Origin of the sequence: Rhodococcus sp. MEB064, assembly GCF_000834565.1 — a bacterium.
In the GTDB taxonomy this organism is placed as follows: domain Bacteria; phylum Actinomycetota; class Actinomycetes; order Mycobacteriales; family Mycobacteriaceae; genus Rhodococcoides.
Genome location: NZ_JXQS01000008.1, coordinates 118,016 through 144,401, shown reverse-complemented (window position 1 = coordinate 144,401; position 26,386 = coordinate 118,016). Strand labels below are relative to the sequence as shown.

Below are 26,386 nucleotides of genomic sequence, written 5' to 3'. Positions count from 1 at the left end.
CAATCTCAGGAGTCGCACGTGCCCGTCGCGCCAGATCCCCACCCCGCCTTCGCGTCGTTCGCGCACCCCGAGCGGCTCGTCACGACGCAGTGGCTGTCCGCCAACATCGGCACACCGGGGCTCAAGGTCGTCGAATCCGACGAGGACGTCCTGCTCTACGACGTCGGCCACATCCCCGGCGCCGTCAAGATCGACTGGCACCTCGACCTCAACGACCCGGTCACTCGCGACTACGTCGACGGCGCAGCGTTCGCCGATCTGATGAACCGCAAGGGAATTTCCCGCGAGGACACCGTCGTCATCTACGGCGACAAGAGCAACTGGTGGGCCGCCTACGCCCTCTGGGTCTTCACCCTGTTCGGCCACGAGGACGTGCGGTTGCTCGACGGAGGTCGCGACGCCTGGCTGGCGGAGAACCGGGACACCACGCTCGACGTCCCCGAGACATCCGTCTCCGGCAGCTACCCCGTCGTCGAGCGCGACGACGCTGCGATCCGCGCGTTCAAGGACGACGTCCTCGCCCACCTCGGATCGGGACCGCTGGTCGACGTCCGGTCCCCCGCCGAGTACACGGGCGAGCGCACCCACATGCCCGACTACCCGGACGAGGGCGCCTTGCGCGGCGGTCACATCCCGTCCGCAGTGAGCATCCCGTGGGCGAAGGCCGCAGCTCCCGACGGACGCTTCAAGTCCCGCGACCAGCTCGACGAGGTGTACGCCGACGTGTCGTCCGACGCCGAGGTCATCGCCTACTGCCGCATCGGCGAGCGCTCGAGCCACACCTGGTTCGTACTCACGCACCTCCTCGGATACTCGAACGTCCGCAACTACGACGGTTCGTGGACGGAGTGGGGCAACGCGGTCCGCACACCCATCGCCCGCGGCGAGGAGACCGGGGTACTGCAGTGACCGGCGCTCTTCCCGCTCCCCTCGCGGAGATCGTCGAGGACTTCGGGGCCGTCGAGGGTCAGGACAAGATCACTCTGCTGCTCGAGTTCAGCAACGAACTCCCCGCGCTTCCTGCCGGACTCGAGCAGGCGGCGATGGAGCCGGTGCCGGAGTGCCAGTCGCCGCTGTTCCTGTCCGTCGACTCGTCCGACCGTTCGGCGGTGCGGCTGTTCTTCAGCGCTCCGCCGGAGGCACCGACCACCCGCGGGTTCGCGTCGATCCTCGCGCAGGGGCTCGACGGCCTGCCGGCGGACGACATCCTCGGGGTACCGGACGACTTCTACACCGAGTTGGGGCTCGCCGACACGGTGAGTCCTCTACGGCTGCGCGGAATGTCGGCGATGTTGAGTCGGGTCAAGAAGCATCTTCGCGGCTGAGAGCGTCGATATGTACTGACAATCTCGGTCTCGGCGGTAGACTGAGGTACCGAGAGCGCAGTCCGTCAGGGGTCGCGCGCCGGGTGTGGGAGGGGCAGTCCCGAAAGTGGAGTTCACCGAGCTGGTCGACTACCCGATCCCGGCAGGCACCATCACCGAGTGGATTCCCAGCGTCGGACCGCATGCCTCCACCCCCGAGGACGCCGGGTGGCTCGAGGACGACCGGCCCACGTCGTTCGTTCACGAAGCCCACCTGCGGCGGACCATCGCCGATCCGTCCGCCGGCCGCGAGTCGTGGCTCGGAACGGCGTTCGACATCCCCGGCACCCTGGACAAGGCGGCGTTCCGGCGGGCTGTCCTGGCGTGGATCGACCGCCACGAGGGCATGCGCTCCAATGCCACGATCGATCCGGACAGCGGGGTTCTGTCGCGGGTCACGGCCCCCGTGGGTGCCACCGACATATGGGTGATCCAGCAGGACGAGTGCACGCGCGCCGACGAGGTGTACGAACATCTCCAGCATCTGTTCGACGAGTACACCTCGCCGCTGGTGTGGCCGTCGTACGCGTTCGTGACCCTCGAGCCCCGTTCGACCGACGACGTTCCCGACCACGTCACGGTGTTCTTCGCGGCCGACCACTCGATCATCGACGGTCTCTCCATCGTGCTCATCGCGCACGAGTTGACCCGGCTGTACGAGGAGGAGACGACCGGCGTCCACGCCGGTCTGTTCCCCACCGGCAGCTACCTCGATTTCGGTGAACTCGAACGCACCCTGTGCAGCGGCGTCGATCACACACACGACGCCGCTGTGGAGTGGTCTCGATTCCTCGCCGAGAACGGCGGGCAGTTCCCGTCGTTCCCTCTGGACATCGGCCCCGCTCCCGAGGTCCGGGTCCCGCAGAACGGGCTGTCCGCCTGGATCATGACGCCGGAGGAAGCCGAGTCGTTCACCGTCGCATGCCGTAAGACGGGGCCCGGGTTCCTCGCCGGCTTGATGGCGGCGATGGGCGCGGCGTCCTACGCCGTGTCGGGGGCACCCCGCTTCCGGACCGTCACCCCGATGCACACCCGGCACGACCCGTCGTGGGCCGCATCCCTCGGATGGTTCGTCGGGGTCGCTCCGCTCGCGTTCGACGTCGCCGACGGTGAATCGTTCGGCGACCTGGTCGTGCGCGCCGGATCGGAACTGGCCCGTACCAAACCGGTATCGAAGGTGCCGTTCGATCTGATCGCCGATGCCACCGGCGTCGACGTGCTGCCGCGGTTCGTCGTGTCGTTCATGGACGTCCGCTTCGCTCCGGACGCCCGCACGTGGCCCGACATCAACGCGCGAGCTCTCCGCAGCAAGAAGTACGACCACGACGTCTACCTGTGGATCCATCGCACGCCGCAGGGCGTCAACATCTCCTCACGGTTCGCCGGCACCGAGGTCGCTGCCGCCGCGGTGCACCGGTTCGTCGGCGAGCTGAGGGCCGTGCTGACCGCGGTCGCGAGCACGGGGACATACCTGGTGCACGCGCCGGAAACACCCCACCTAGACTCCGAAACAAGGATGTCCATCTAATCTCGTGGGCGAGAACCCGCGTATGCCCGCCGGAGCGATACCTCGCGACGGCCTATCCGACCCTCACAGGAGGCTTCGTGCCCAGCCACGCCACTGCCCGCATCAGTAAAGTTCTCGTCGCCAATCGGGGCGAGATAGCGGTTCGCGTGATCCGAGCTGCGGCCGACGCCGGCTACACCTCCGTCGCCGTCTACGCAGAACCCGACGCCGACGCACCCTTCGTCCGCCTCGCCGACGAAGCCTTCGCCCTCGGCGGTCAGACCTCCGCCGAGTCCTACCTCGCGATCGACAAGATCATCGACGCCGCCGCCAAGTCCGGCGCCGACGCCATCCACCCCGGCTACGGCTTCCTCTCCGAGAACGCCGACTTCGCCCAGGCCGTCCTCGACGCCGGCCTGATCTGGATCGGACCGTCCCCGCAGTCCATCCGCGACCTCGGCGACAAGGTCACCGCCCGCCACATCGCCACCCGCGCGAAGGCCCCCTCCGTGCCCGGCACGTCCGAGCCCGTCAAGGACGCCGACGAGATCCTCGCCTTCGCCGACGAGCACGGCCTCCCCATCGCCATCAAGGCCGCCTTCGGCGGCGGCGGACGCGGCATGAAGGTCGCCCGCACCCGCGAGGAAATCCCCGAGCTCTTCGACTCCGCCACCCGCGAAGCGGTCTCCGCCTTCGGCCGCGGCGAATGCTTCGTCGAGCGCTACCTCGACAAGCCCCGCCACGTCGAAGCGCAGGTCATCGCCGACCAGCACGGCAACGTCGTCGTCGCCGGCACCCGCGACTGCTCCCTGCAGCGCCGCTTCCAGAAGCTCGTCGAGGAAGCCCCCGCACCGTTCCTCACCGACGACCAGCGCGCCGAGATCCACGCCTCCGCCAAGGCCATCTGTAAGGAAGCCGGCTACTACGGCGCCGGCACCGTCGAATACCTCGTCGGCCAGGACGGACTCGTCTCCTTCCTCGAAGTCAACACCCGCCTGCAGGTCGAACACCCCGTCACCGAGGAAACCTCCGGCATCGACCTCGTCCTGCAGCAGTTCCGCATCGCCAACGGCGACGAACTCTCCATCACCGAGGACCCCACCCCGCGCGGACACTCCTTCGAGTTCCGCATCAACGGCGAAGACGCCGGCCGCGGCTTCCTCCCCGCTCCCGGACCGGTCACCACCTTCATCGCCCCCGAGGGCCCCGGCGTGCGCGTCGACTCCGGTGTCGAGTCCGGCTCCGTCATCGGCGGCCAGTTCGACTCCATGCTCGCCAAGCTCATCGTCACCGGCGCCACCCGCGAGGAAGCCCTCGCCCGCTCGCGTCGCGCCCTCGCCGAGTTCAAGGTGGAGGGACTCGCCACCGTCATCCCGTTCCACCGCGCCGTCGTCTCCGACCCCGCCTTCATCGGCGACGGTCAGTCCTTCGACGTCCACACCCGGTGGATCGAGACCGAGTGGGACAACACCGTCGAACCGTTCACCGCCGGCGCCCCCATCGAGGACGACGAGAACGGACCCCGACAGAACGTGGTCGTCGAGGTCGGTGGCCGCCGTGTCGAGGTCTCCCTGCCCGGCCAGTTCTCCCTCGGCGGCGGTGGTGGTGCCGGCAACGGTGGCGCGATCCGCCGCAAGCCCAAGCCGCGCACCCGCGGCGGCGCCGGCGGCGCAGCTGCGTCCGGTGACGCCGTCACCGCACCCATGCAGGGCACCGTCGTCAAGGTCGCCGTCACCGAAGGCCAGGAAGTCGTCGCCGGAGACCTCATCGCCGTCCTCGAAGCGATGAAGATGGAGAACCCCGTCACCGCCCACAAGGACGGCGTCGTCACCGGCCTGTCCGTCGAGCCCGGCTCCGCCATCACCCAGGGAACGGTCCTCGCAGAACTGAAGTGATCCACCGAGACAGCCCGCCCCCGTTAGGCTCCTCTCATGGCTGACGACAGTCCTGACGTGAGAATCGGAACCGCCGAACGGGAGCGGGCTTTCTCGTTGCTGAGCGAGCATTTCGCTGCGGGACGGTTGGGCACCTCGGAGTTCGACGAACGATCGGCTGCCGTATCGGCAGCAGTGACGCGCGGGGAACTCGTGCCCCTGTTCCGCGACCTTCCGGGTGGATCCGCGATGCTGCACTCCGACCAGCCGACGTCACCCGACTCGAGCCCGGTGATCGCGTCGTCGGGACACGTACCCGCGGTGAGCGGTGGACGGGACTATCGAGCCGTGGCGATGGGCATCATGCCGCTCGCAGCGCTCGTGCTCTTCTTCGTCACCGGGTCATGGCTGTGGTTCCTGGCCGTCCCCGCCGCCGGTGCGATCCTGTATGCGGGCCGCAAGGACGACTCGTGACGGCGATTCGAGCGGCACTCTTCGACGTCTTCGGAACGGTCGTCGACTGGCGCGGCGGCATCGCATCGTCCACCCGAACCTGGCTCGACAACCATGCGCCGGACCGGACCGACATCGATACCGGAAAGTTCGCGGACAGGTGGCGGGCGAAGTATCAGCCGTCGATGCAGCCGATCAGGGAGGGTCGGCGCGAGTTCACCGCACTCGACGTCCTCCATCGGGAAAGTCTGCTGGAACTCCTGCTCGAGTGCGCGTTGCCCACCGATGCGGCCGAGGACCTCAACCGTGCGTGGCACAGGCTTCCGCCATGGCCCGACTCGGTGGCCGGCATCTCGGCGATCCGCGAATCCGTCATCGTGGCACCGCTGTCGAACGGCAACATCTCGCTGCTGCTCGACATGGCGAAGAATGCCGGCCTGCCGTGGGACGCGATCCTCGGGGCCGAGGTGGTGCGGGCATATAAACCGACGCCCGAGTCCTACCTCCGCACGGCGGCGGTCCTCGACCTGGCACCGGACCAGTGTCTGATGGTCGCCACACACAACGACGACCTCGCCGCCGCGCGTGGGTGCGGACTGCGGACCGCCTTCGTCAGGCGACCTCGTGAACACGGCCCGGAACAGTCGTCGTCCGAGCCGACCGACGACTGGAACTACGTCGTCGACGATCTACTCGAACTCGGAGTCCTGCTGCGTCAGTGAATGATCCGCTCGTACACGCCCACTTCGGAACCCGTTTCCCAGTCACCGAGCCCGGCGAAGGTGGACAGCACGCGCTCGTGATTCCAGTCCTCGTCGACATGGATCTCGTGCGGGTTGCCCTCGATCTCGTGCTGGGGGTAATGGACGATCGGAATGGAGAGGTACACCGCGCGGCGCGCAGCAGCAGAACACTTCTCCCACAGCGCGAGAGCGTCCGCCTCGGTCATGTGCTCGGCGACGTCACCGATGATCACCACGTCCGCAGCCGGTAGGTCGACCTTGCGTGCATCACCGATGACGATCTCGTCGTAATAGTCGTGCAGTCGGTACGTGTCGACGTACGGCTGCCAGATCTCGACGCCCGTGATGTGCGAGACCGCGGGCCCGGCAAGCAGTTTGGCGTACGTTCCCACCCCCGGCCCGATGTCGAGCACGGTCACCGGGCTGTCGGCCCCCAGCGCGGTCACTCGGTCACGGATCCAGCTCTTACCCTCTGTCGAACTCATCGGCATGGGTTCGTGTGCCCACCCCGGGCATTTCGTAACCGTCGCTGCGGTGGTCGTGGTCGCGGCCGGTCGCCAGATCGCTGCAGTCGACGAGGACGACGTCGGGATTGTCGGCCAGGAATGACCGCGCTCCCCGGTCTCCGTCCGCGGCACCGGCCGCCTGCGGCCACCAGTGCCGCGCAAGCACGACGGGGTGTCCCGGCCGGCCGTCGAACGTCGCTCGCGCCAGACCCGTGGAGAGCGATGCCTCGATGACGCGCCCGACCACGTCGCCGCCGATGTCGGGGGTGTCCACCAGGTGCAGTACGGCCTTGTCGGCGTCGGTCGTCGCACATGCCTGCAGGCCCACCCGGACCGAGCTGCCCATGCCGGTACGCCACTCGTCGTTCACCACGCACTGCGCGCCGGCAGGCATCTCGGGTGCCGCCGCACCCACGACGACCAGCACCTCGTCGCAGCCACCCTCCCGCAGTGCACGGACGGCGAGCCTGAGCCACAGCCCCTCGTGCGCCAGGATCTTCGGTTCGCCGTAGCGGGTGCCCGCACCCGCCGCGAGCACCACACCGATCGAGGTCATACCTGCCACTATGGCACCCCGGACGGTGGAGTTTCTGCTCCTGTCGCGCTGATTGTCGACGGGATCCCGCTGCTGTCGCCGCCGAGAGGAGCAAAAACCCCATCTCCCGGGCGCCATCTACTCCAGCCGCGCCTCGAGCTCGGCGATGCGCTCGAGCAGCACCTTCTCCCGCGCCGCGGCGTCACGCTCGTAGAGCGCCCCCATCCTGCTCACGTAGTCCTGGTCGTAGCGCGGGATGATGCTGCGGGTGCAGTTCCAGTCGATCGCTTCGACGGAGATCACGACGCTGCGTTCGCACCGCGATTCGACGGTGCCGCCGGGTACCTGCCGGAGTCGCTCGAGCAACGCCGGGTCCGCACTCCCCTCGACCACCGTCGCGCGCCCGTAGATCTTCACGCGCTGGCGGCGCGGGTAGTCCACGACGATCAGCGCCACACGATCGTTCGCATCGAGATTGCCGGCCGTCACAAACTGGTTGTTCCCGGCGAAGTCGGCGAACGCGAGTGTGTGGTCGTCGAGCACCTGCAGGAACCCGGCCGGCCCGCTGCGGTACTGGACGTAGGGCCATCCGGTCTCGGTGACCGTCGACAGGTAGAACTGGTCCGCCGCGCGGATGATCACCTTCTCGCGGCCGTCGAGTTCGTCGGGTCCGTCGTCGCCGCGTTCCGTCTGCGCACCATAGGCCGTGTAACTGCCCTTCTCACGCTGCCGTGCGAGCGTCGAGGCTCCGAAGACCAGATGGTGGTAGTGGTTGCTCATCGCCCGTCACTCTGCCATCGATCTCGGCTCGTGACCTTCGGGGCGTGGCATCATCGCCCGCAACCCTCACATCCGCGCTCAGAACAGGAACTTCGATGCATCAGATAATTCAGCAATTCGTGGGTCAGGAAATAGGCGTCAATTTCGAGAAACCGGAGAAGTTCGAACCGGTGAAGCTCCTTGATGCGAACCCAGAATTCATGTCACTCGAAACACCTGGCGGCCGAAAGATGCACTTCGGAATGAAATGGGTCGTCTTCGTACTGGAAGGAGAGGCGCAACTCGGCGGCGGATTCGGTAAGAAGACTCGGGTACCCGTACTCGTACAAGTTCACCATTTTCTTGTTTACCGCGGCGGTGGAGGTGGAGTTGGGGTGGGCGTGGCATTCTGAGTTTCGGCCAGGGAGACTGCGCGTCCCTTCACCACCCGTTGGCGGATCACCCAACGACCAGCGCGAACCGGTGACCCGACTTTGTGCGGTCTCGACTGGCGGGGTGGCCCGGCATGGCGGATTCTGATCGCACCGCACTCCGGTCACTCGCCGCCCTGCACCGTCGCAGGGCACCGCCACAGGCCCCTACGGCCCTCGCCTGGAACCAGGTCCCACTCATGACTGTTCGCTCCGCCGTCACACGGCGCCACCCCGTCGACGAGGTTCTCCCCGCCCACAAGCTGGCGGCCTACGGGTTCCAACACGTCGTCGCGTTCTACGCCGGGGCGGTGCTGGTCCCGATCATCATCGGTGGGGCCATCGGCCTCACCAACGAGCAGTTGATCCACCTGATCAACGCCGACCTCTTCACGTGTGGCATCGCCTCGATCATCCAGGCGGTCGGCTTCCGGAAGATCGGTGTGAAACTGCCGCTTCTGCAGGGCGTCACGTTCGCCGGCGTCAGCCCCGTCATCGCGATCGCGATGGCGAACGGCGGCGGAACCGAGGGCCTGCTGTACGTGTACGGCGCCGTCATCGTGGCGGGGCTGTTCACGTTCCTCATCGCCCCGTGGTTCAGCAGGCTGCTGAGGTTCTTCCCGCCGGTGGTGACCGGCACGGTCATCGCCATCATCGGTATCGCGCTGCTGCCGGTGGCCGTGAACGATGCCGTCACCAATCCTGCGACGCACGAACAGGATCCGACGAACGGTCGCTGGATGGCCTACGCGATCGGCACCCTGGTGATCATCGTGCTGATCCAGCGGTTCTTCCGCGGCTTCACCGCCACCATCGCCGTACTGCTCGGGCTCGTCATCGGCAGCGCCACCGCGTACGTGTTGGGCGACATGACGTTCGACGGCGTCTCCGAGGCCTCGTGGGTCGGGTTCACCCAGCCGTTCCTGTTCGGTGCGCCCAAATTCAGCGTCATCGCCATCATCTCGATGATCGTGGTCCTGATGATCACGGCGGTCGAGTCGACGGGCAGCGTCTTCGCCACGGGTGAGATCGTCGGCAAGCGGATCACGAAGGACGACATCGCCGCCACCCTGCGTGCCGACGGCGTGGCCACGGTGATCGGCGGTTCCTTCAACTCGTTCCCGTACACGGCCTTCTCGGAGAACGTGGGTCTGGTGCGCCTGACGCGCGTGCGCAGCCGGTGGGTGGTCGCCGCCGCCGGTGCCATCATGATCGTCCTGGGCCTGCTGCCGAAGACGGCGGCGGTGGTCGCGTCCATTCCGTCACCCGTCCTGGGCGGCGCCGCGTTGGCGCTCTTCGCCACCGTGGCGGTTGTGGGCATCCAGACGCTGTCGAAGGTGGACTTCACCGATCACCGCAACCTCATCATCGTCGCGACCAGTCTCGGCCTCGCCCTGCTGGTCACCATTCAGCCGACCGTCTCGGAGGGAGTCCCGAGCTGGCTCGAGCTGCTGTTCTCGAGCGGCATCGTGCTCGGTGCATTCACCGCGATCGTGCTCAACATCCTGTTCTTCCACGTGGGCGGCTCGCGCGGTGCGACGGTGGCCGGCTCCCCCGGCGACTCGATCACTCTCGATGCCGTCAACGAGATGAGCCTCGACGCGTTCTCGGAGACCTTCGGCGACGTCGTGCAGGGATCCGACTGGGTGGTGCGTCGCGCATACGAGCAGCGGCCCTTCGCGGATGCCCATGCACTACGGGAGGCGTTCCAGGATTCCCTGCTCGCGGGAACCACGGAAGAGCAGGTCGAGCTGATCAGCGCCTTCCCCGATCTGGGTAGCGAGGACGACACGGGTGAGGCGTTCGCCAAGGACCACGTCTCGCTCGCGCACCTCGGCGACGAGGAGCATCGCTCGGTTGTCGACCTTGCTACCGCCTACCGCGATCACTTCAGCTTCCCCCTCGTCATCTGTGCCGCCGAGACCGAGCACTACGACAGGGTGCTCGCCAACGGGTGGTCACGGATGGAGAACTCGCCCGGCGCGGAGCGGTCGTTCGCGATGATCGAGGTCGCGAAGATCGCGAATCACCGGTTCGACGACCTGGTCGCCGATGCGAACCCGATCGCCGCGGCGCGCTTCGGCAGACTGAACGACCTGTCCTGATCCCCACCACAGAAGGGAACGCCCGTGTTCCTGCACGAAGCACTCGGGCTCGACGCGTTCAACCGGTCGACCGATCGCGCCGCGATGCACGCACTGTTCGAATGCTGTTCGTCGCCCATCTGGGCGCGCCGAGTCGCGGCGGGTCGCCCCTTCGACAGCGCCGAAGCCCTTCTCGACCGCGCCGACAGCGAGTTGGTGGAGTTGTCCGAGACCGAGATCGACCGGGCTCTCGACGGTCATCCGCGCATCGGTGCGTCGGTGACCGCCGGCTCGTCGTCGCAGCGCGAGCAGGCCGCGGTGAGCGAGGCGGACCAGAGTGTCAAGGACGCGCTCGCGGTTGGTAACCGGACCTACGAGGAGAAGTTCGGCCACGTGTACCTGGTGTGTGCGACCGGCCGACCGGCGACGGAGCTTCTCGCTATCCTCACCGAGAGGCTCGACAACGATCCGGAGACGGAGAGGCGCGTGATGAGAACAGAACTGGCGAAGATCAATCGAATCAGGTTGACCCGCATGCTGACCGAGCGGACCGAACTGTGAGTGTCAGCACCCACGTCCTCGACGCGGTGCACGGAACCCCGGCGACGGGGGTAGGTCTGGCGGTGGTCGACGAGCACGGCGACGTGGTCACCACGGGGATCACCGACGAGGAGGGGCGCGCCAAGGAACTGCTGCCCGACGACGCCCTTGCCGGTGTCTACACGCTGGTGTTCGACACCGCCGCGTACTTCGAACAGTCCGGGACGCAGACCTTCTACCCCGAGGTGTCCATCACCTTCACCGTCCGCGACGTCGATGCGCACCACCATGTTCCGCTGTTGTTGTCTCCGTTCGCGTACTCCACCTATCGAGGAAGCTGACGCCATGACCGACCTGACCGGAAACATCGTCCTGGGAGCAAACCAGTACGGCAAGGCCGAGAACCGGGTGGTGCGCATCTATCGCGACACCGCCCGCCACGAGATCCGTGACATCTCCGTGTCGTCGGCACTGCGGGGTGATTTCTCCGCCGCCCATCTGGTCGGTGATCAGGGCGCCGTCCTGCCGACGGACACGCAGAAGCAGACCGCCTATTCGTACGCGAAGGAGAAGGGCCTGCTACATCTCGAGTCGTACGGCCTCGATCTGGCACGGCATTTCGTCGACGATGTCGAGCCGGTGACGGAGGCGCGGATCGAGTTGGAGGAGTACGCGTGGGAGCGCGTCACCGTCGACGGCCGTCCGCACGATCACACGTGGGTACGCAAGGGTCAGGAGACGCGGGTCGCCTCGGTCACCGTGGCGGGCAGCGGAGCGGAGCAGAAGACCTGGGTCACTGCGGGTTTCAAGGACCTCGTCATTCTGAAGTCGACGGGATCCGAGTTCGCAGGGTTCCTCGAGGACTCCTACACCGTGCTCGCGCCGACCCACGACCGCGTCATGGCCACCTCGCTCGAGGCCCGGTGGCGCTACACCACCACCGACGTGGCGTGGGACGAGGTGTACGCCGGCGTCAAGGCGGTGATGATCGAGCAGTTCGCGACACTGCAGTCGCTCGCGTTGCAGCAGACACTCTTCGCGATGGGACGCGCTGCGCTGGAGGCATTCCCGTTCATCGCGGAGCTCCGGATGAGTGCACCGAACAAGCACCACTTCCTCTACGACCTCGACCGGTTCGGCGTCGAGAACAACGGCGAGGTGTTCCACGCCGACGACCGCCCTTACGGACTCATCCAGGCGACCGTCGAACGAGACGACGCCCCCGACGCAGGATCCGCCTGGCGGGGTTACAGCGTCGTCGGCTGAGGCCCCAGCACGGCCAACGCGACGAAGACGTCGGTGCGGTCCTCCGTCGTCCCCAGGTCTCGGTCCGTCAGCGCCTCCACCCGTCCGATGCGGTATCGCACCGTGTTGACGTGCACGTGGAGGGCGTCGGCCGTGCGACTCCAGGAACCGTCGTGGTCGAGGTATGCCCGCAGCGTGTCCAGAAGTCCTGCGTCCGTGCGGGTGTCGTGCTCGATCACCGCGCCGAGCACCCGCCGGGCGTAGGCGGCGCGCAGTCCGTCCGGGACCACCGAGAGCAGAACGGCGGCCGATCCGGTGTCCGCGCTGGTCCGCACCGCGATGCGGTCGGCCGACGCCGCGGCGACCTCGCGTGCGTGTTGCGCCGACTGCACGCACCCGACGAGGGCAGCGGCCTCGGACGCCGTACCCACGCCCACGGCGATGCTCCCGGTCACAACGTCTCCCAGTCGTCCCAACGCTCGGGTCAGATCGTCGGCCACGCGGGTGGTCGTGCCCCCCGGCGGCAATCCGACGACGCCGATCACGACGTCCCCGTCGGTGACACCCACGCTCACCGCGCCGCCGACCGACGTCCGCACCGCATCGGTGAGCACCGCGGCCAGTACCTCGATCGGCAGATCCGACGTCGCGGCCAAGGCCACGACATCGCCTGTCAGGTCGACCCCGATCTGTCGGACACGGTCCAGCGCGTGTTCCCCCGCCCCGGCGACGAGAAGGTCCGCCGCCTGGTCGGCCATGGTGCGCAGAACCCGGGCGCCGTCGTCGTGCCGCACCCGATCGAGGGCCGCGATACTGGCCAGCTGAGCGAGCGTGTCGAGAACCTGCGGGTCCATCCGCTCGTGGTCACCGTCGACGACGAGGTACCAGGCTGTCGCGCGGTGACCGAAACTCGACCCGACGGGCAGCACCGACCGCACCGTGTCCCTCGCTACCACGCTGCACGGAACACCCTGCGCCGCAGTGCGAACGAGAGCGTCCACCGCCTCCGTGGTCAACGGCTCGGCGGACACCACGGACCGTCCCACCGCCGTGATGATCCTGCACGTCACCCCGGTGTCCCGCGCTGTCTCCTGTGTGAGGTCGGCGAGCGCGCGGCCGTCGGCGACCGCGGTGAGCAATCGGTGCTGGCGGGCCAGACTGGCGGACAGGCGCGCCACCCGATCGCCGGTCACGCGGCTGGTGACGGCCTCGATGACGTCGGCGAACGCGACCGACGACGGCACCGCCAGCAGCGGGAGCGAATACTTCTCGCAGGCTCGGACCACATCGTCGGGGACGCAGCCGAACACCTCGTCACCCGCCGCGAGCGCCACCGCGCCGGCCGCGACGACGGACGCCACGAAAGCATCACTGTCCTCCGGCGCTCGGCGCCACACCATGCCGGTGACGACCAGCTCGCCACCCACGATGTAGCGGGACGGGTCCGTGAGGTCGGTCGCGAAGGCCCACCGCACGGCCCGAGCGAATTGATCGTCGGTACCGACGACGCGCCGCAGCGCGAGCTCTCGTACGTCGAGCACGTCCTGGATCAACACACCCGTTCACCTGTCCACATCGCCGTTGGAGGATCCGACAATAAGCGGCGATCGTTTCGGCCACGTTTCGTCGGCGCGCGTCCTGCGCAGGCGGCCGACACGGTGTTGACTCGGTGTCACAGCGAGGACAGGAGTACCGACGTGCCGGAGCGCATTCTCATCACGGGCGCCCACGTGATCACCGTGGACCCTGCTCGGTCCGAGTGGCCGACGGGATGGCTCCTGGTCGAGGACGGACTGATCGCCGCTCTGGGCCCCGGTGACCCACCTGCGCTCGACGGTATTTCGCGTGACGACGCCGTCGTGGTGGACGGCCGCGGCTGCGTCCTGACTCCCGGTCTGGTGAACACGCACCACCATCTCTATCAATGGATCACTCGCGGTCTGGCGGCCGACTCGACGCTCTTCGAGTGGTTGACGACGCTGTATCCGGTGTGGGCCGGCATCGACGCCGACTCGGTCCGGGTCGCCGCGACGGGTGGACTGGCCCGACTGGCCGCCACCGGATGCACCACCACCACCGACCACCTCTACGTCTTCCCCCACGACGGCGGCGACGTGTTGGGCGCCGAGATCGACGCCGCGCGGACGGTCGGTCTGCGGTTCCACCCGACGCGCGGATCGATGGATCTGGGACACAGTCAGGGTGGCCTGCCACCGGACAACGTCGTGGAGTCGCTCGATGCGATCCTGGCCGCGAGCACCGCCGCGGTCGAGCGCTGGCACGACCCGTCCTTCGGATCGATGCTGCAGATCGCCCTCGCGCCGTGCTCACCGTTCTCCGTCACGGCCGATCTCCTTCGCGAGTCGGCGACGCTGGCGCGCGAGCTCGGCGTCCGGTTGCACACACACCTCGCCGAGACGCTGGACGAGGAGGAGTTCTGCCGCAGCAACTTCGGTATGACGCCCGTGCAGTACATGGAATCCGTGGGGTGGGTCGGGCCCGACGTCTGGTACGCGCACGCCGTGCACCTCGATGACGCCGCGATCGCGACCATGGCGGCCACCGGAACCGGGGCGGCCCACTGCCCCACGTCCAACGCACGGCTGGGCGCCGGCATCGCCCGAGCACGCGATCTGATCGACGCTCGGGTTCCCCTGGGGCTCGGCGTCGACGGTGCCGCCAGCAACGAGTCGTGCAGCATTCTCGAAGAGGCGCACCACGCTGCACTGTTCGCGCGGGCGCGGGGTGGCCCACGGGCGATGACGGTGAGGGAGAGTCTCGAGCTCGCCACCATCGGCGGTGCGCGAGTCCTCGGCCGTGAGAACGAGATCGGGTCGCTCGAGGTGGGCAAGGTGGCCGACCTCGCCCTGTGGCGGATCGACGGGATCGCTCATGCGGGCATCACGGATCCGGTGGCTGCGCTGGTGCTCGGCGACCGCCCACCTCTCGAGCGACTGTTCGTCCACGGCCGCACGGTCGTCGAGAAGGGCGTCGTCGTCACGGTGGACGAAGACACGGTGGCCGGCCAGGTCGCCGCCGCGCATACGGCGCTGGTGGCCAAGGCAGGGCGGTGAAGCCATGGATCTGAACACGGTCCGGGACGTCGTTCGAGCCAGGTCCCGCAACGACCTGACGACGATCGACGATCGGACGTCGATCGTCGCGGGTGGGACCTGGGTGTTCTCCGAACCTCAGGTGGGTGTCCGACGTCTGGTCGATCTGTCCGACCTCGGCTGGCCGTCGATCGTCGTCCACAACGGTCACCTGGAGATCGGCGCGACCTGCACGGTCGACGAGCTCCGTCGCGCGACGTGGCCGGACCGGTGGTCGCATCTGGGGTCCGCGGTCGGGCTCTGCGCCGATGCACTCCTCGCATCCTGGAAGGTTCAGCAGTTCGCCACGGTCGGCGGGAACATCGCGTTGGGTCTTCCGGCCGGCGCGATGACCTCGCTCGTCGCCGGTCTGGACGGTGTCGCGTTCGTCTGGACTCCGGACGGCGAGGAGCGCAGAATTCCAGTGGCGGAGTTGGTCGTCGGTGCACAACGCACCTCATTGGCGACAGGCGAGGTCATCCGCAGAGTCGACATCGCCGACAGTGTTCTGCGATCCCGGATCGCCTGCCGCAGAATTTCTCTCGCCCCGCGCGGGCGGTCCGGCGCCGTCGTGATCGGACGCCTCGACGCGGACGGATCCGTCGTCCTGACCATCACCGCGGCCACCGACCGTCCGATCCAGCTACGGGCCTCGACGCTCCCCCTCGATGCCGCGACCTGGGTCCGGGACGCCGTGCCCGCCGATGCCTGGTACGACGACGTCCATGGCGCGCCCGACTGGCGTCGACACGTCAGTGGTGTTCTCGCACAGCAGATCTGTGAGGAGTTGTCATGAAGGTGACCGTCAACGGCGAGGCCGTCGAGATGTCTCCGCGGCCGGGTCAGTGCCTCCGGACCGCTCTGCGCGACATCGAGCGGTTCGACGTCAAGAAGGGGTGCGACGCGGGTGACTGCGGGGCCTGCTCGGTACTGCTCGACGGGCGTGCAGTCCATTCGTGCATCGTCCCCGCCTACCGCGCCGAGGGCCACGAGGTCACCACGGTGGCCGGGCTGGGCACACCGGACGACATGCATCCGGTGCAGCAGCGCTTCGTCGACGCGGCCGGCTTCCAGTGCGGCTTCTGCACGGCCGGCATGGTCGTCACCGCGTCCGCTCTCGACGAGTCACAGACCCGCGACCTCGACACGTCCCTGAAGGGCAACCTGTGTCGCTGCACCGGGTATCGCGCGATTGCCGACGCGGTGACGGGGGTGCGCACCATCGACAAGTCGACCGAGGGCCCGGCGTGCGGGCGGTCCGTCGCCGCCCCGGCGAGTGCCCGCATCGTCACCGGAACCGAGCCCTACACGCTCGACGTGGCGATGCCGGGAATCCTGCACCTGTCCGTTCTCGGGAGCCCCCACGCCAGTGCGCGCATCGTCTCCATCGACACGTCGGAGGCGCTCGCCGTCGACGGTGTGGTGGCCGTCCTCACGCACGAGGATGCTCCCGACGTCGCGTTCTCCACCGCCCGCCACGAGTCTCGTGAGGACGATCCCGACGACACCAGGGTTCTCGACTCGGTCGTGCGCTACGTCGGCCAGCGTGTGGCGGCGGTGATCGCGGAGTCCGTCGACGCGGCCGAGGAAGGACGACGCCGACTCCGCGTCGTCTACGACGTCCTACCCGCCGTCTTCCATCCGAGGGACGCCCTCGCGCCCGGTGCCCCGACGGTGCACGCGGGTGCGTCGCCCGACGCCCGGATCGCCGACCCCGACCGCAACATCGTGGCCGAGGTACACGGCACCACCGGCAACGTCGACGCCGCGATACGTGCCGCCGACGCCGTGGTCACCGGAACCTGGCACACCGCGCGCGTCCAGCACACGCACCTCGAGACACACGCGTCGATGGCGTGGTTCGCCGACGACGGACGGCTGACCGTGCGCACCAGCTCGCAGGTCCCGTTCCTCGTCCGGGACGAGTTGTGCCACGTCTTCGGCCTCGACCCCGCGTCGGTCCGGGTGTTCGCCACCCGCGTCGGCGGAGGTTTCGGCGCCAAACAGGAAATGCTGACCGAGGATCTGGTCGTACTGGCCGCACTCACCGTGCGGCGGCCGGTACAACTCGAATTCAGTAGGGCCGATCAGTTCACCGTCGCGCCGTGTCGGCATCCCATGGAGGTGTCGGTGACGGCCGCTGCCACTGCGGACGGCATGCTGACCGCCCTGACGCTCGACGTTCTCAGCGATGCGGGCGCCTACGGCAACCACAGTCCCGGCGTCATGCATCACTCGACCGACTCGGTCGCGCTGTACCGATGCGACGCCAAGCGCGTCGACGCGAAGGCGGTGTACACCAACAACATTCCCTCCGGTGCGTTCCGTGGCTACGGGGTGGGGCAGACCGGATTCGCCGTCGAATCCGCGCTCGACGCCCTCGCCCGGAAGCTGCATATCGACCCCCTGGAATTCCGGCGTCGTAACGTCGTGGTCCCCGGCGATCCGTTCGTCGCTGCACACCCCCTCGACGGCGACCTGCTGTTCGGCAGCTACGGACTCGACCAGTGCCTCGATCTGGTCGATCGGGCCTTCGCGGACGACCCCGGCCCCGAACCACCCCCCGGGTGGTCCGTGGGGGTCGGCTTCGCGATCGGGATGAACGCCACTGTTCCGCCGAGGGGACATGTGTCCGACGCATCCGTGACGGCTCTGCCGGGTGCGCGCTACCTCGTGCGGGTCGGCACCGCGGAGTTCGGCAACGGGACCACGACGGTGCACGGCCAGATCGCGGCGTCGATCCTGAACACGACCGTCGATCGCATCGAGATCGCGCAGTCCGACACCGACGTCACCTCGCACGACACCGGCGCGTTCGGATCGGCCGGCACCGTCGTAGCGGGCAAGGCTGTCGCACTGGCGGCAGAAGCGTTGCGCACGATGGTGATCGACGCGGCGGCAGCCCGATCGGGTGCTCTGCCCGGAGAGTGTGTGCTCGGCCCGGAGGGCGTCACCGTGTCGGAAACCCTCGTCTCACTGGACGACATCGTCTCCGCTCACGACGGGCCGTTGATCGCCGAGGGGTATCACGGGGGGTCGCCCCGCTCGGTGGTGTTCAACGTGCACGGCTTCCGCGTCGCGGTGGACCCCGAGTCGGGTCGAGTGGAGATCCTGACGTCGGTGCAGGCAGTGGACGCGGGCACGGTCATGAACCCTGTCCAATGCCGCGGGCAGGTGGAAGGTGGTGTCGCACAGGCACTCGGCGCCGCGCTGTACGAGGAGATGCGTATCGACGACGCGGGCCGGGTCACCACTGCATCGCTGCGGAACTATCACGTCCCGCAGATCGCGGACATTCCCGCGACCCGCGTCCTGTTCGCCGACACGTACGACGCGCTCGGACCGCTGGGCGCGAAGTCGATGAGCGAATCTCCGTACAACCCCGTCGCCCCCGCTCTGGCCAACGCCATCGCCGACGCGACGGGCGTGCGGATGCACGAGCTCCCGATGTCGGCGGACCGGGTCTGGCGAGCGTTGCGCTCTCAAGAGTCGTAGAAGGTCTGCAGGATGATGGTGCTGCGCGTCTGCACATTGGCAGTCGTGCGGATCTGCTGCAGCAGGCGTTCGAGGTCCCGCGGTGACGCCACCCGCACCAGGAGGACGTAGCTGTCCTCACCGGCGACGGAATGACACGCCTCCACTTCGGGCAGATGTCGCAGACGTGCGGGTGCGTCGTCCGGTGCCGTCGGATCGAGCGGTGTGATCGCAACGAACGCCGAGAGCAGCTGCCCGATCGCCTCGCGATCTACACGCGCGGTGTAGCCCAGGATGACATTGGACGTTTCCAGTCGGCGGACACGGCTCTGCACGGCGGACACCGACAGCCCGGCCTTCTCGGCGAGTTGAGCGAGGGTGGCACGGCCGTCGGCGATCAACTCGTCGACCAGCACGCGGTCGACGGGATCGAGATCGTCCGGCGCGGCCGTTGCCTTCGCGGCCTTACCCCGGACACCCGTCATGCGTGACAGCCTGCCATGCGCGGTCAGGCGAACAGGGGCGGCATCGCGAACACCATGACCGTCGACCACGCCACGTGCGTGAGGATCGGGGCGAGGATGCCACCGGATGCACGGCGTTCGAGTCCCAGCACGAATCCCAGGGTGATCGCGGCGAAGCCGAGCATCGGGTTGCCGGTGGCCAGCGTGGCGATCGTGTAGACGATCGTGGAGATGACGACGGGACGCTTGACCCCGATCGCGGAGAACAGTGCTCCGCGGAAAAAGATCTCCTCGGCGACACCGTTGAACAGGGTGATGAAGACGATCAGTGCCAGCGGTCCGACGCGAGCATGATCGAGAACGTTGGCCGTGAAGTCCCGCAGCGGGGGAATTTCCCGGACCACCAGGGCGCCCAGGATGAACACTCCGCCCGCCGCGAGTCCGATCGCGATGGGGGTGACGATCGGACGTCGGAGCGTGCCGCGGAAGTTGATCCTGCCCAGGTGCAGCGGTCCGGAGAGGAAGCCGCCGATGATCCACACGAACGCCAGCGCAATCGTGAGTGTGTAGAACATGGGGTCGCCGGGCTCGGTCGACAGCGACACCCCGAGAAGGGTGGCACCGATGACCAGGACCACCGCGACGATGATCCGACGACGCAGGAACGCCCGATCGGTTTCGTGATGATCACGATCGACCTTGTCCACCAAGGCGTTGCGCACGATGGACTCGGCCCTCATCTGCCAGGACACCATGGACCATTCCTCCGGTTCGTTGCGTCGTCGGGCTTCAGAGCTTCAGGAAGGAACGTACCCGGGACGTCACGCCCGCAACCACGTCGAGATTGGTGCGGACGACGGGTGCGACCGGCCACGAGTACAGAACGGCGCCCGCTCCCAACGCCTCGGCCAGCTTCCACCCGTCCTCGGTGAGCAGTTCCGCGCCGCGGCGGCGGATGCTGCGGACGTCGCCGCCGGTCCACTCCGCGTCGGAGTCGACCAGGCGGAGCGAGTCGGGCGTCTTGCCCAGCCCGCGGGGGGTCGCCGCACCGAGAAGGCTGCGCCGCATCGCATCGTCGACCCCGGTCAGCCCACCCTCCGGCTCCGGTACGAACTCCGAGATGCGGTTCTCCGACGCGGTCATCGAGTTGACCAGCGACTGGACCAGGTCGTCGGCCAGCAAGCCGGGGACGGGAATGAGTCGGCCGATGACCAGCGCGGCCAGCTTCGTCGGGATCCCCGGCGTGGGGATACCCAGTCGGTGCAGGTCGGCGGCGTGCACATAGGCGAACACGAGGTCCTTGTAGGGCAGGATTTCCGGTCCGGCGATGTCGTAGGCACCGGCGGGGACGTCCGACGACGCGGTTGCCACCAGGTAGTGCACGACGTCGTCGACGGCGATCGGCTGCACGGGCTTGCTCAACCAGCTCGGCAGGGGAAGTACCGGGAGCCGATCGGCCAGGTAGCGGATCATCTCGAACGACGTCGACCCGGCGCCGACGACGATGGCTGCCCGCAGCCAGACCACCTCGATACCGTCGATGGTCAGGGCCTCGCCCACCTCGGCGCGGCTCGCAAGGTGCTCGGACAGCTTCTCGCCCTCGGGAACGAAGCCGCCGAGATAGACGATTCGGCGTACACCCGCGGCCTTGGCGGCCTCGGCGAAATGGCGCGCGGAGGCCAGGTCGGTCGCCCGGTATCCGGACTCGCCGATCGCGTGGACCAGGTAGTACGCCACGTCGATGTCTCCGGACGACAGCGCCTCGGCGCAGGAGTCGGCACTCGTGACGTCCAGTCGCACGGCGCGGACGTCGTCGTACCAGTCGAAATTCGTCAGACGCGTCGGCGTGCGGGAGCCCACCACCACGTCGTCGCCGTCTTTCACCAGCGCAGCGACGAGGCGAGAACCGATGTAGCCACTGGCCCCGGTCACGAATGCAGTCATGATCTCGACATTACGGGTGCAGTGCGCTCGCATACCGCCGCGTGAGAGGCGTCACCGTGCAGACTGTGCTCATGGCCGACGTGGATCGACACCGAGCACCCGACAACGATCTGTCGGTGCGCACCGTCCGGCTGCCCGTACCGTCACTCGGCAACATGCTCGGACTCGCCCGCGGCACCGTGCTCTGGTCGCTCGACACCGTCGCGTTCGTCGCCCAGCTGCCTCGGCGCATCGACGACCTGTTCGTGCGTGTCGACGAGGTGATCGCCGCGATCGAGCGCATCACCGACCAGGCTCAGACCGTCATCGGCAAGGTCTCGGCCACGACCGAGGACGCGCAGGGCGTCATCGTCGGGGCGGAGTCGGCCTCGTCCAAGGCGCTGGCGATGATTTCCGAACTCGAACCGATCACCGAGCGCGCGATTCCGCTGGGCCGCACCTTCGTGGACAACTTCTCCGAGGCCGAGGTTCAGGCGGCCGTGAAGCTCGTGGACCAGCTGCCGGAGCTGGTGCAGCGGATGGAGGGCATCATGCCGATCCTCGCCACGCTCGACACGGTGTCCCCCGAGATCCACGAATTGCTCGAGGTCACCAAGGACGTGCGCAAGGCCGTCATCGGTATCCCGGGTTTCAAGTTCTTCCGCAATCGCGGCGAGGAACGCTTGCACGACTGATCGTCGCGCCGCCACACCTCGCGAGTACGTCCAGAGTGCTGTGATCCCGGCCTTCTCAGCGACCTTATCGACGTACTCGCGGGGGGTGGGGACCACACACGGCAACCGTGTCGGTGGGTCCGTGCACTATGGAGAGGTGAAGAACCCCACCGCTCCGTCGCCCGAGGACGTGCTCGCGCGATTCACGGCTCCGACGCGTGCGTGGTTCGACGGTGCCTTCCCCGCTCCCACCGCCGCGCAGATCGGCGCGTGGGACTCCATCTCCAGCGGCGCGCACACCTTGGTCGTCGCTCCCACCGGCTCCGGTAAAACACTGTCAGCATTCCTGTGGGCGCTGGACAAGCTGGTCAGCCGTGATCCCGAGGACACGGCACCGGGCACCCGGGTGCTGTACGTCTCCCCGTTGAAAGCCCTTGCTGTCGACGTCGAGCGCAACCTCCGCGCACCGTTGGTCGGCATCACCCAGACGGCCAAGTTGCAGGGGGTCGCGCCGCCGGAGATCTCGGTGGGCGTGCGCTCCGGCGACACCAGCCCCGCCGATCGTCGTCTGATGCTCAAGACGCCGCCGGACATCCTCATCACGACACCGGAATCGTTGTTCCTGATGCTGACGTCCGCGGCGCGGGAATCACTCGAACGCGTCGACACCGTCATCGTCGACGAGGTGCATGCCGTCGCCGGCACCAAGCGCGGCGCGCATCTGGCGCTGTCGCTGGAGCGTCTCGACGCGAGATTGGACAAACCCGCTCAGCGCATCGGTCTGTCCGCGACCGTCCGTCCGCACGAGGAGGTGGGACGCTTCCTCACCGGGACTGCACCCATCAGCATCGTGTGCCCGCCGTCGCCGAAGACGTTCGACCTCTCGGTGCGCGTTCCGGTCGAGGACATGACGGAACTCGGCACCACCGAGCCGCAGGAGGGGTCCGCGTCGGCCGCCCCACAGCAGGGGTCCATCTGGCCGCATGTCGAGGCGCAGATCGTCGACCTCGTCCTGGAGCACCGGTCGTCCATCGTCTTCGCCAATTCCCGACGGCTCTCGGAGCGACTCACCGCCCGGCTCAACGAGATCTACGCCGAACGCCTCGGTGACGGCGCCCCCGTCGACCACGCACCGCCCTCGCAGATCGGCGCGTCCGGCGACGTCGTCCATGGTGCCGAACCACTGCTGGCACGGGCACACCACGGCAGCGTGAGCAAGGATCAGCGCGCGCTCATCGAGGACGACCTGAAGTCCGGCCGACTGAAATGCGTCGTGGCCACCAGCAGCCTCGAACTCGGGATCGACATGGGCGCAGTCGATCTGGTGGTGCAGGTCGAGGCGCCGCCGTCCGTCGCCAGTGGTCTGCAGCGCGTCGGTCGCGCCGGCCACCAGGTCGGCGAGATCTCCCGCGGCGTGCTGTTCCCGAAGCACCGCACCGACCTGATCCACTGTGCTGTCACCGTGCAGCGGATGACAGACGGGCACATCGAGGCGCTGAAGGTGCCGGCCAATCCGCTCGACATCCTGGCCCAGCACACCGTGGCGGCGTGCGCGCTCGAACCCATCGACGCCGACGAGTGGTTCGACATGGTCAGGCGCACCGGCAATTTCGGGTCGCTCCCCCGGTCCGCCTACGAGTCCACGCTGGACCTGCTGTCGGGAAAGTACCCGTCCGACGAGTTCGCCGAGCTGCGGCCACGTTTGGTCTGGGACCGCGACGGCGGGTCGCTCACCGGTCGCCCCGGCGCCCAGCGCCTTGCGGTCACCTCCGGCGGCGCCATTCCCGACCGCGGACTGTTCGGCGTGTTCATGGTCGGCGAGAAGGCCAGCCGTGTCGGCGAACTCGACGAGGAGATGGTCTACGAATCTCGCGTCGGAGACGTGTTCGCCCTCGGTGCCACCAGCTGGCGCATCGAGGAGATCACCCACGACCGTGTGCTTGTCAGCCCTGCCTACGGTCAACCGGGCCGGCTTCCGTTCTGGCACGGTGACGGCCTCGGCCGCCCGGCCGAACTCGGCGAGGCACTGGGCGCGTTCCTGCGCGAGTCGTCGGACGACGACGCCCTGCGCGGCCGACTGCAGGAGAGTGGGCTCGACGTCAACGCGGTGAACAACCTGTCCGCGCTGCTCACCGAGCAGCGCACGGCGACGGGCCACATGCCCACCGATCGCACGTTGGTCGTCGAACGGTTCCGCGACGAACTGGGCGACTGGCGCCTGGTGCTGCACTCCCCCTACGGCCAGCAGGTGCACGCACCGTGGGCCCTCGCCATCGGTGCCCGCCTCATCGAGCGGTACGGCATCGACTCTCAACCGACGGCATCGGACGACGGCATCATCGTGCGGCTCCCGGACACCGACGACGAGCCGCCGGGCCCGGACCTGTTCGTCTTCGAGAAGGACGAGATCACCGACATCGTCACCGAGCAGGTCGGTGGCTCCGCGCTCTTCGCATCGCGGTTCCGTGAATGTGCCGCGCGCGCACTGCTTCTCCCCCGCCGCAACCCCGGAAAGCGAGCGCCACTCTGGCAGCAGCGTCAACGCGCCGCGCAGCTTCTCGACGTGGCCAAGAAGTACCCCACGTTCCCCATCCTGCTCGAGACGGTGCGCGAGTGCCTGCAGGACGTCTACGACCTGCCGGCGCTGGAAGACCTGTGCGTCCGCATCGCGCGCCGCCAGATCCGCATCGTCGACGTCGAGACCGACTCGCCGTCACCGTTCGCCACGTCGTTGCTCTTCAGCTACGTCGGCCAGTTCATGTACGAGGGCGACTCTCCGCTGGCCGAACGTCGCGCTGCCGCACTGTCTCTCGACGCCTCGCTGCTGGCGGAGCTGCTCGGACGCGTCGAACTGCGCGACCTGCTCGACGGCGACGTCGTCACCGACACCGAGCTGGAACTGCAGCGCCTCGTCGACGACCGCAAGGCACGTGACGCGGAGGGCGTGGCCGATCTGCTGCGCCTGCTCGGCCCGCTCACGACGGCGGAGATCGAGGCACGCATCGAGTCGCCCGGCTCCGCAGCGCAGTGGGCGGGCGAGCTCACCGCGGCGCGCCGCGCCCTCGAGGTCTCGTTCGCCGGGTCGCAGTGGTGGGTCGCCATCGAGGACGCCAGCAGACTCCGTGACGCCCTCGGTGTTCCGTTGCCCATCGGCACCCCGGCGGCGTTCATCGAGCCCGTCGAGGACCCGCTCGGGGACCTCGTCAGCCGCTACGCGCGCACGCACGGTCCGTTCTCGGTCGCAGACGTCGCCGGCCGCTTCGGCATCGGGTCGGCGGTCGCCCGCGACGTGCTGCTGCGCCTCGTCGCCCAGAAGCGCGTGGTGGAAGGGGAATTCCGGCCCGGCGGTTCCGGCAGCGAGTGGTGTGACGCCGAGGTGCTGCGCAGGCTCCGCCGGCGTTCGCTCGCCGCCGCACGCCAGGACGTCGAACCCGTGTCCACCGGCGTCCTCGGCCGCTTCCTTCCGCGCTGGCAACACGTCGGCGGCACCCTCCGCGGACTCGACGGCGTGGCCACGGTCATCGACCAGCTCGCCGGCGTCCCCGCGCCCGCCTCGGCCTGGGAATCGCTGATCCTGCCCCAGCGTGTGCGGGACTACTCCCCCGCGATGCTCGACGAGCTGACCGCTACCGGCGAAGTCGTGTGGTCCGGCCACGGCGCGATCTCCTCGAAGGACGGGTGGATCTGCCTCCATCCCGCCGACGCCGCACCGGTCACGCTGCCGCCCGCCAAGGACGACGAACTGACGGACTTGCAGCAGACCGTGCTGCAGGTGCTCTCGGGCGGCGGCGCGTACTTCTTCCGGCAGCTGTCCGACACCGTCGGGCAGCTGCACCAGACCGAGTCCGGCGCGCCGGCCGACGACCCGACTCTGGTTGCGGCGCTGTGGGATCTGGTGTGGACCGGGCACCTGACCAACGACACGTTCGCTCCGCTGCGCTCGCTGCTGCACGGCACCACCCGGTCCGCACCGAGCCACCGCCCGGCGCGGCGCTCGCCGCGAGCACGGTCCTACCAGCGTTTCGCGCGACCCTCCCTTCCGACGCGAACGGGCCCGCCCTCCGCGGGTGGCCGGTGGGCACTGCTCCCCGAAGCGGAGTCCGACCCCACCATCCGGGCACATGCCACCTCGGACATCCTGCTCGAGCGGTACGGCGTCGTGACCCGCGGTTCCGTCATGAACGAGGGCGTCCCCGGCGGCTTCGGCGGGGTCTACAAGGTGCTCACCGGCTTCGAGGACAGCGGCCGGGCCCGACGCGGCTATTTCGTCGACTCTCTCGGCGGCGCCCAGTTCTCCACCTCGGACGTCGTCGACCGACTGCGCAGCGAGTCCGAACGTCCTGTCGGAGCCGTGGCACTTGCTGCGACCGATCCCGCCAACCCGTACGGCGCCGCACTGCCCTGGCCCAAGAGTCCCGTGGACGCCGCCTCGGGCCACCGTCCGGGACGCAAGGCCGGTGCCCTCGTCGTCATGGTCGACGGCGAACTCGTGCTGTACGTCGAGCGCGGCGGCAAGACGGTGCTCACCTTCACCGAGGAGCGCGACGTGCTGGTCACCGCGGCGTCGGCTCTCGTGTCGTTGGTGACCACCAGGTCCGTCGACAAGCTGGTGATCGAACGCACCGACGGGAGCGACATCCACGGCTCCGTCTTCGCGACGATCCTCACCGAGGCGGGCTTCTCGGCGACGCCGCGTGGCCTCCGGATCAGGGCCTGAT

At 68.2% G+C, this 26,386-nt stretch carries 23 protein-coding genes; 16 read left to right on the top strand and 7 right to left on the bottom strand.

Going from position 1 to position 26,386, the window contains the following annotated elements; translation table 11 throughout:
• Positions 1–18 precede the first annotated feature (18 nt).
• The 6 genes from RU01_RS03945 (at position 19) to RU01_RS03920 (ending at position 5,920) form a co-directional block, all read left to right on the top strand.
• Complete coding sequence (locus RU01_RS03945) at positions 19–909, top strand: sulfurtransferase (protein ID WP_042573193.1); 891 nt, start codon at positions 19–21, stop codon at positions 907–909.
• The gene (locus tag RU01_RS03940) at positions 906–1,325 is read left to right on the top strand and encodes a SufE family protein (protein WP_042573192.1); all 420 of its coding nucleotides are present in this window, start codon (positions 906–908) and stop codon (positions 1,323–1,325) included. Before RU01_RS03945 ends, RU01_RS03940 begins: the two co-directional genes overlap by 4 nt.
• An 85-nt stretch (positions 1,326–1,410) precedes the next feature.
• Complete coding sequence (locus RU01_RS03935) at positions 1,411–2,892, top strand: condensation domain-containing protein (protein ID WP_231568590.1); 1,482 nt, start codon at positions 1,411–1,413, stop codon at positions 2,890–2,892.
• A gap of 77 nt (positions 2,893–2,969) precedes the next feature.
• Entirely contained in the window at positions 2,970–4,766 is a 1,797-nt protein-coding gene (locus RU01_RS03930) for an acetyl/propionyl/methylcrotonyl-CoA carboxylase subunit alpha (protein ID WP_042573190.1), read from the top strand.
• Positions 4,767–4,802: 36 nt separating this feature from the next.
• Positions 4,803–5,219, top strand: a complete 417-nt coding sequence (locus RU01_RS03925; protein WP_042573189.1) for a DUF1707 SHOCT-like domain-containing protein — start codon at positions 4,803–4,805, stop codon at positions 5,217–5,219.
• On the top strand, positions 5,216–5,920 hold the full coding sequence (locus RU01_RS03920) for a haloacid dehalogenase type II (protein WP_042573188.1): 705 nt from the start codon (positions 5,216–5,218) through the stop codon (positions 5,918–5,920). Before RU01_RS03925 ends, RU01_RS03920 begins: the two co-directional genes overlap by 4 nt.
• On the opposite strand, the gene RU01_RS03915 is transcribed toward RU01_RS03920, so the two are convergent.
• From RU01_RS03915 to RU01_RS03905, 3 genes are all read right to left on the bottom strand, one after another.
• Positions 5,914–6,426 (bottom strand): class I SAM-dependent methyltransferase, encoded by a 513-nt coding sequence (locus RU01_RS03915; RefSeq protein ID WP_197074679.1) that lies wholly within the window; start codon positions 6,424–6,426, stop codon positions 5,914–5,916. The two genes, RU01_RS03920 and RU01_RS03915, sit on opposite strands and share 7 nt — an antisense overlap.
• Complete coding sequence (locus tag RU01_RS03910) at positions 6,407–7,003, bottom strand: nucleotidyltransferase family protein (RefSeq protein ID WP_042573187.1); 597 nt, start codon at positions 7,001–7,003, stop codon at positions 6,407–6,409. Before RU01_RS03910 ends, RU01_RS03915 begins: the two co-directional genes overlap by 20 nt.
• A gap of 117 nt (positions 7,004–7,120) precedes the next feature.
• Entirely contained in the window at positions 7,121–7,762 is a 642-nt protein-coding gene (locus tag RU01_RS03905) for a pyridoxamine 5'-phosphate oxidase family protein (protein WP_042573186.1), read from the bottom strand.
• Positions 7,763–7,857: 95 nt separating this feature from the next.
• Between RU01_RS03905 and RU01_RS22740 the strand changes: the two genes are divergently transcribed.
• From RU01_RS22740 to pucL, 5 genes are all read left to right on the top strand, one after another.
• Entirely contained in the window at positions 7,858–8,154 is a 297-nt protein-coding gene (locus RU01_RS22740) for a hypothetical protein (RefSeq protein WP_156148784.1), read from the top strand.
• A 218-nt stretch (positions 8,155–8,372) separates the two neighbouring features.
• A complete protein-coding gene (locus tag RU01_RS03900) occupies positions 8,373–10,277 on the top strand; it encodes a solute carrier family 23 protein (RefSeq protein WP_042573185.1) in 1,905 nt (634 codons plus the stop codon).
• A gap of 24 nt (positions 10,278–10,301) precedes the next feature.
• A complete protein-coding gene (gene uraD, locus RU01_RS03895; protein WP_269430091.1) occupies positions 10,302–10,817 on the top strand; it encodes a 2-oxo-4-hydroxy-4-carboxy-5-ureidoimidazoline decarboxylase in 516 nt (171 codons plus the stop codon).
• Positions 10,814–11,137: a hydroxyisourate hydrolase gene (uraH, locus tag RU01_RS03890; protein WP_042573184.1), complete on the top strand. Its 324-nt coding sequence runs from the start codon at positions 10,814–10,816 to the stop codon at positions 11,135–11,137. Before uraD ends, uraH begins: the two co-directional genes overlap by 4 nt.
• Before the next feature lie 4 nt (positions 11,138–11,141).
• A complete protein-coding gene (gene pucL, locus RU01_RS03885) occupies positions 11,142–12,062 on the top strand; it encodes a factor-independent urate hydroxylase (protein WP_042573183.1) in 921 nt (306 codons plus the stop codon).
• On the opposite strand, the gene RU01_RS03880 is transcribed toward pucL, so the two are convergent.
• The gene (locus tag RU01_RS03880) at positions 12,044–13,597 is read right to left on the bottom strand and encodes a helix-turn-helix domain-containing protein (RefSeq protein ID WP_042573182.1); all 1,554 of its coding nucleotides are present in this window, start codon (positions 13,595–13,597) and stop codon (positions 12,044–12,046) included. The two genes, pucL and RU01_RS03880, sit on opposite strands and share 19 nt — an antisense overlap.
• 141 nt (positions 13,598–13,738) lie before the next feature.
• On the opposite strand from RU01_RS03880, the gene RU01_RS03875 reads away from it, so the two are divergent.
• Genes RU01_RS03875 through RU01_RS03865 form a run of 3 tightly spaced genes read left to right on the top strand, consistent with a single transcriptional unit; the run spans position 13,739 to position 18,628 of the window.
• A complete protein-coding gene (locus RU01_RS03875) occupies positions 13,739–15,115 on the top strand; it encodes an 8-oxoguanine deaminase (protein WP_042573181.1) in 1,377 nt (458 codons plus the stop codon).
• Positions 15,116–15,119: 4 nt separating this feature from the next.
• A complete protein-coding gene (locus RU01_RS03870) occupies positions 15,120–15,929 on the top strand; it encodes an FAD binding domain-containing protein (RefSeq protein ID WP_042573180.1) in 810 nt (269 codons plus the stop codon).
• On the top strand, positions 15,926–18,628 hold the full coding sequence (locus RU01_RS03865; protein ID WP_042573179.1) for a molybdopterin-dependent oxidoreductase: 2,703 nt from the start codon (positions 15,926–15,928) through the stop codon (positions 18,626–18,628). The genes RU01_RS03870 and RU01_RS03865 overlap by 4 nt, the downstream gene beginning before the upstream one ends.
• Here the strand turns inward: RU01_RS03865 and RU01_RS03860 are convergent.
• From RU01_RS03860 to RU01_RS03850, 3 genes are read right to left on the bottom strand one after another with little or no spacing between them, the layout of a single operon-like run.
• The gene (locus RU01_RS03860) at positions 18,616–19,092 is read right to left on the bottom strand and encodes an Lrp/AsnC family transcriptional regulator (RefSeq protein WP_042573178.1); all 477 of its coding nucleotides are present in this window, start codon (positions 19,090–19,092) and stop codon (positions 18,616–18,618) included. The two genes, RU01_RS03865 and RU01_RS03860, sit on opposite strands and share 13 nt — an antisense overlap.
• 23 nt (positions 19,093–19,115) lie before the next feature.
• Positions 19,116–19,826 carry a CPBP family intramembrane glutamic endopeptidase gene (locus tag RU01_RS03855; protein ID WP_042573177.1) on the bottom strand — a complete coding sequence of 237 codons (711 nt, stop codon included), beginning with the start codon at positions 19,824–19,826 and terminating at the stop codon, positions 19,116–19,118.
• Positions 19,827–19,860: 34 nt separating this feature from the next.
• Complete coding sequence (locus tag RU01_RS03850) at positions 19,861–21,015, bottom strand: NAD(P)H-binding protein (protein WP_042573176.1); 1,155 nt, start codon at positions 21,013–21,015, stop codon at positions 19,861–19,863.
• A gap of 71 nt (positions 21,016–21,086) precedes the next feature.
• Between RU01_RS03850 and RU01_RS03845 the strand changes: the two genes are divergently transcribed.
• Together RU01_RS03845 and RU01_RS03840 are read left to right on the top strand one after the other, a co-directional pair.
• Positions 21,087–21,689 (top strand): hypothetical protein, encoded by a 603-nt coding sequence (locus tag RU01_RS03845; RefSeq protein WP_082042889.1) that lies wholly within the window; start codon positions 21,087–21,089, stop codon positions 21,687–21,689.
• 136 nt (positions 21,690–21,825) lie between these two features.
• Entirely contained in the window at positions 21,826–26,385 is a 4,560-nt protein-coding gene (locus tag RU01_RS03840; protein ID WP_042573370.1) for an ATP-dependent helicase, read from the top strand.
• Position 26,386: the final 1 nt, after the last annotated feature.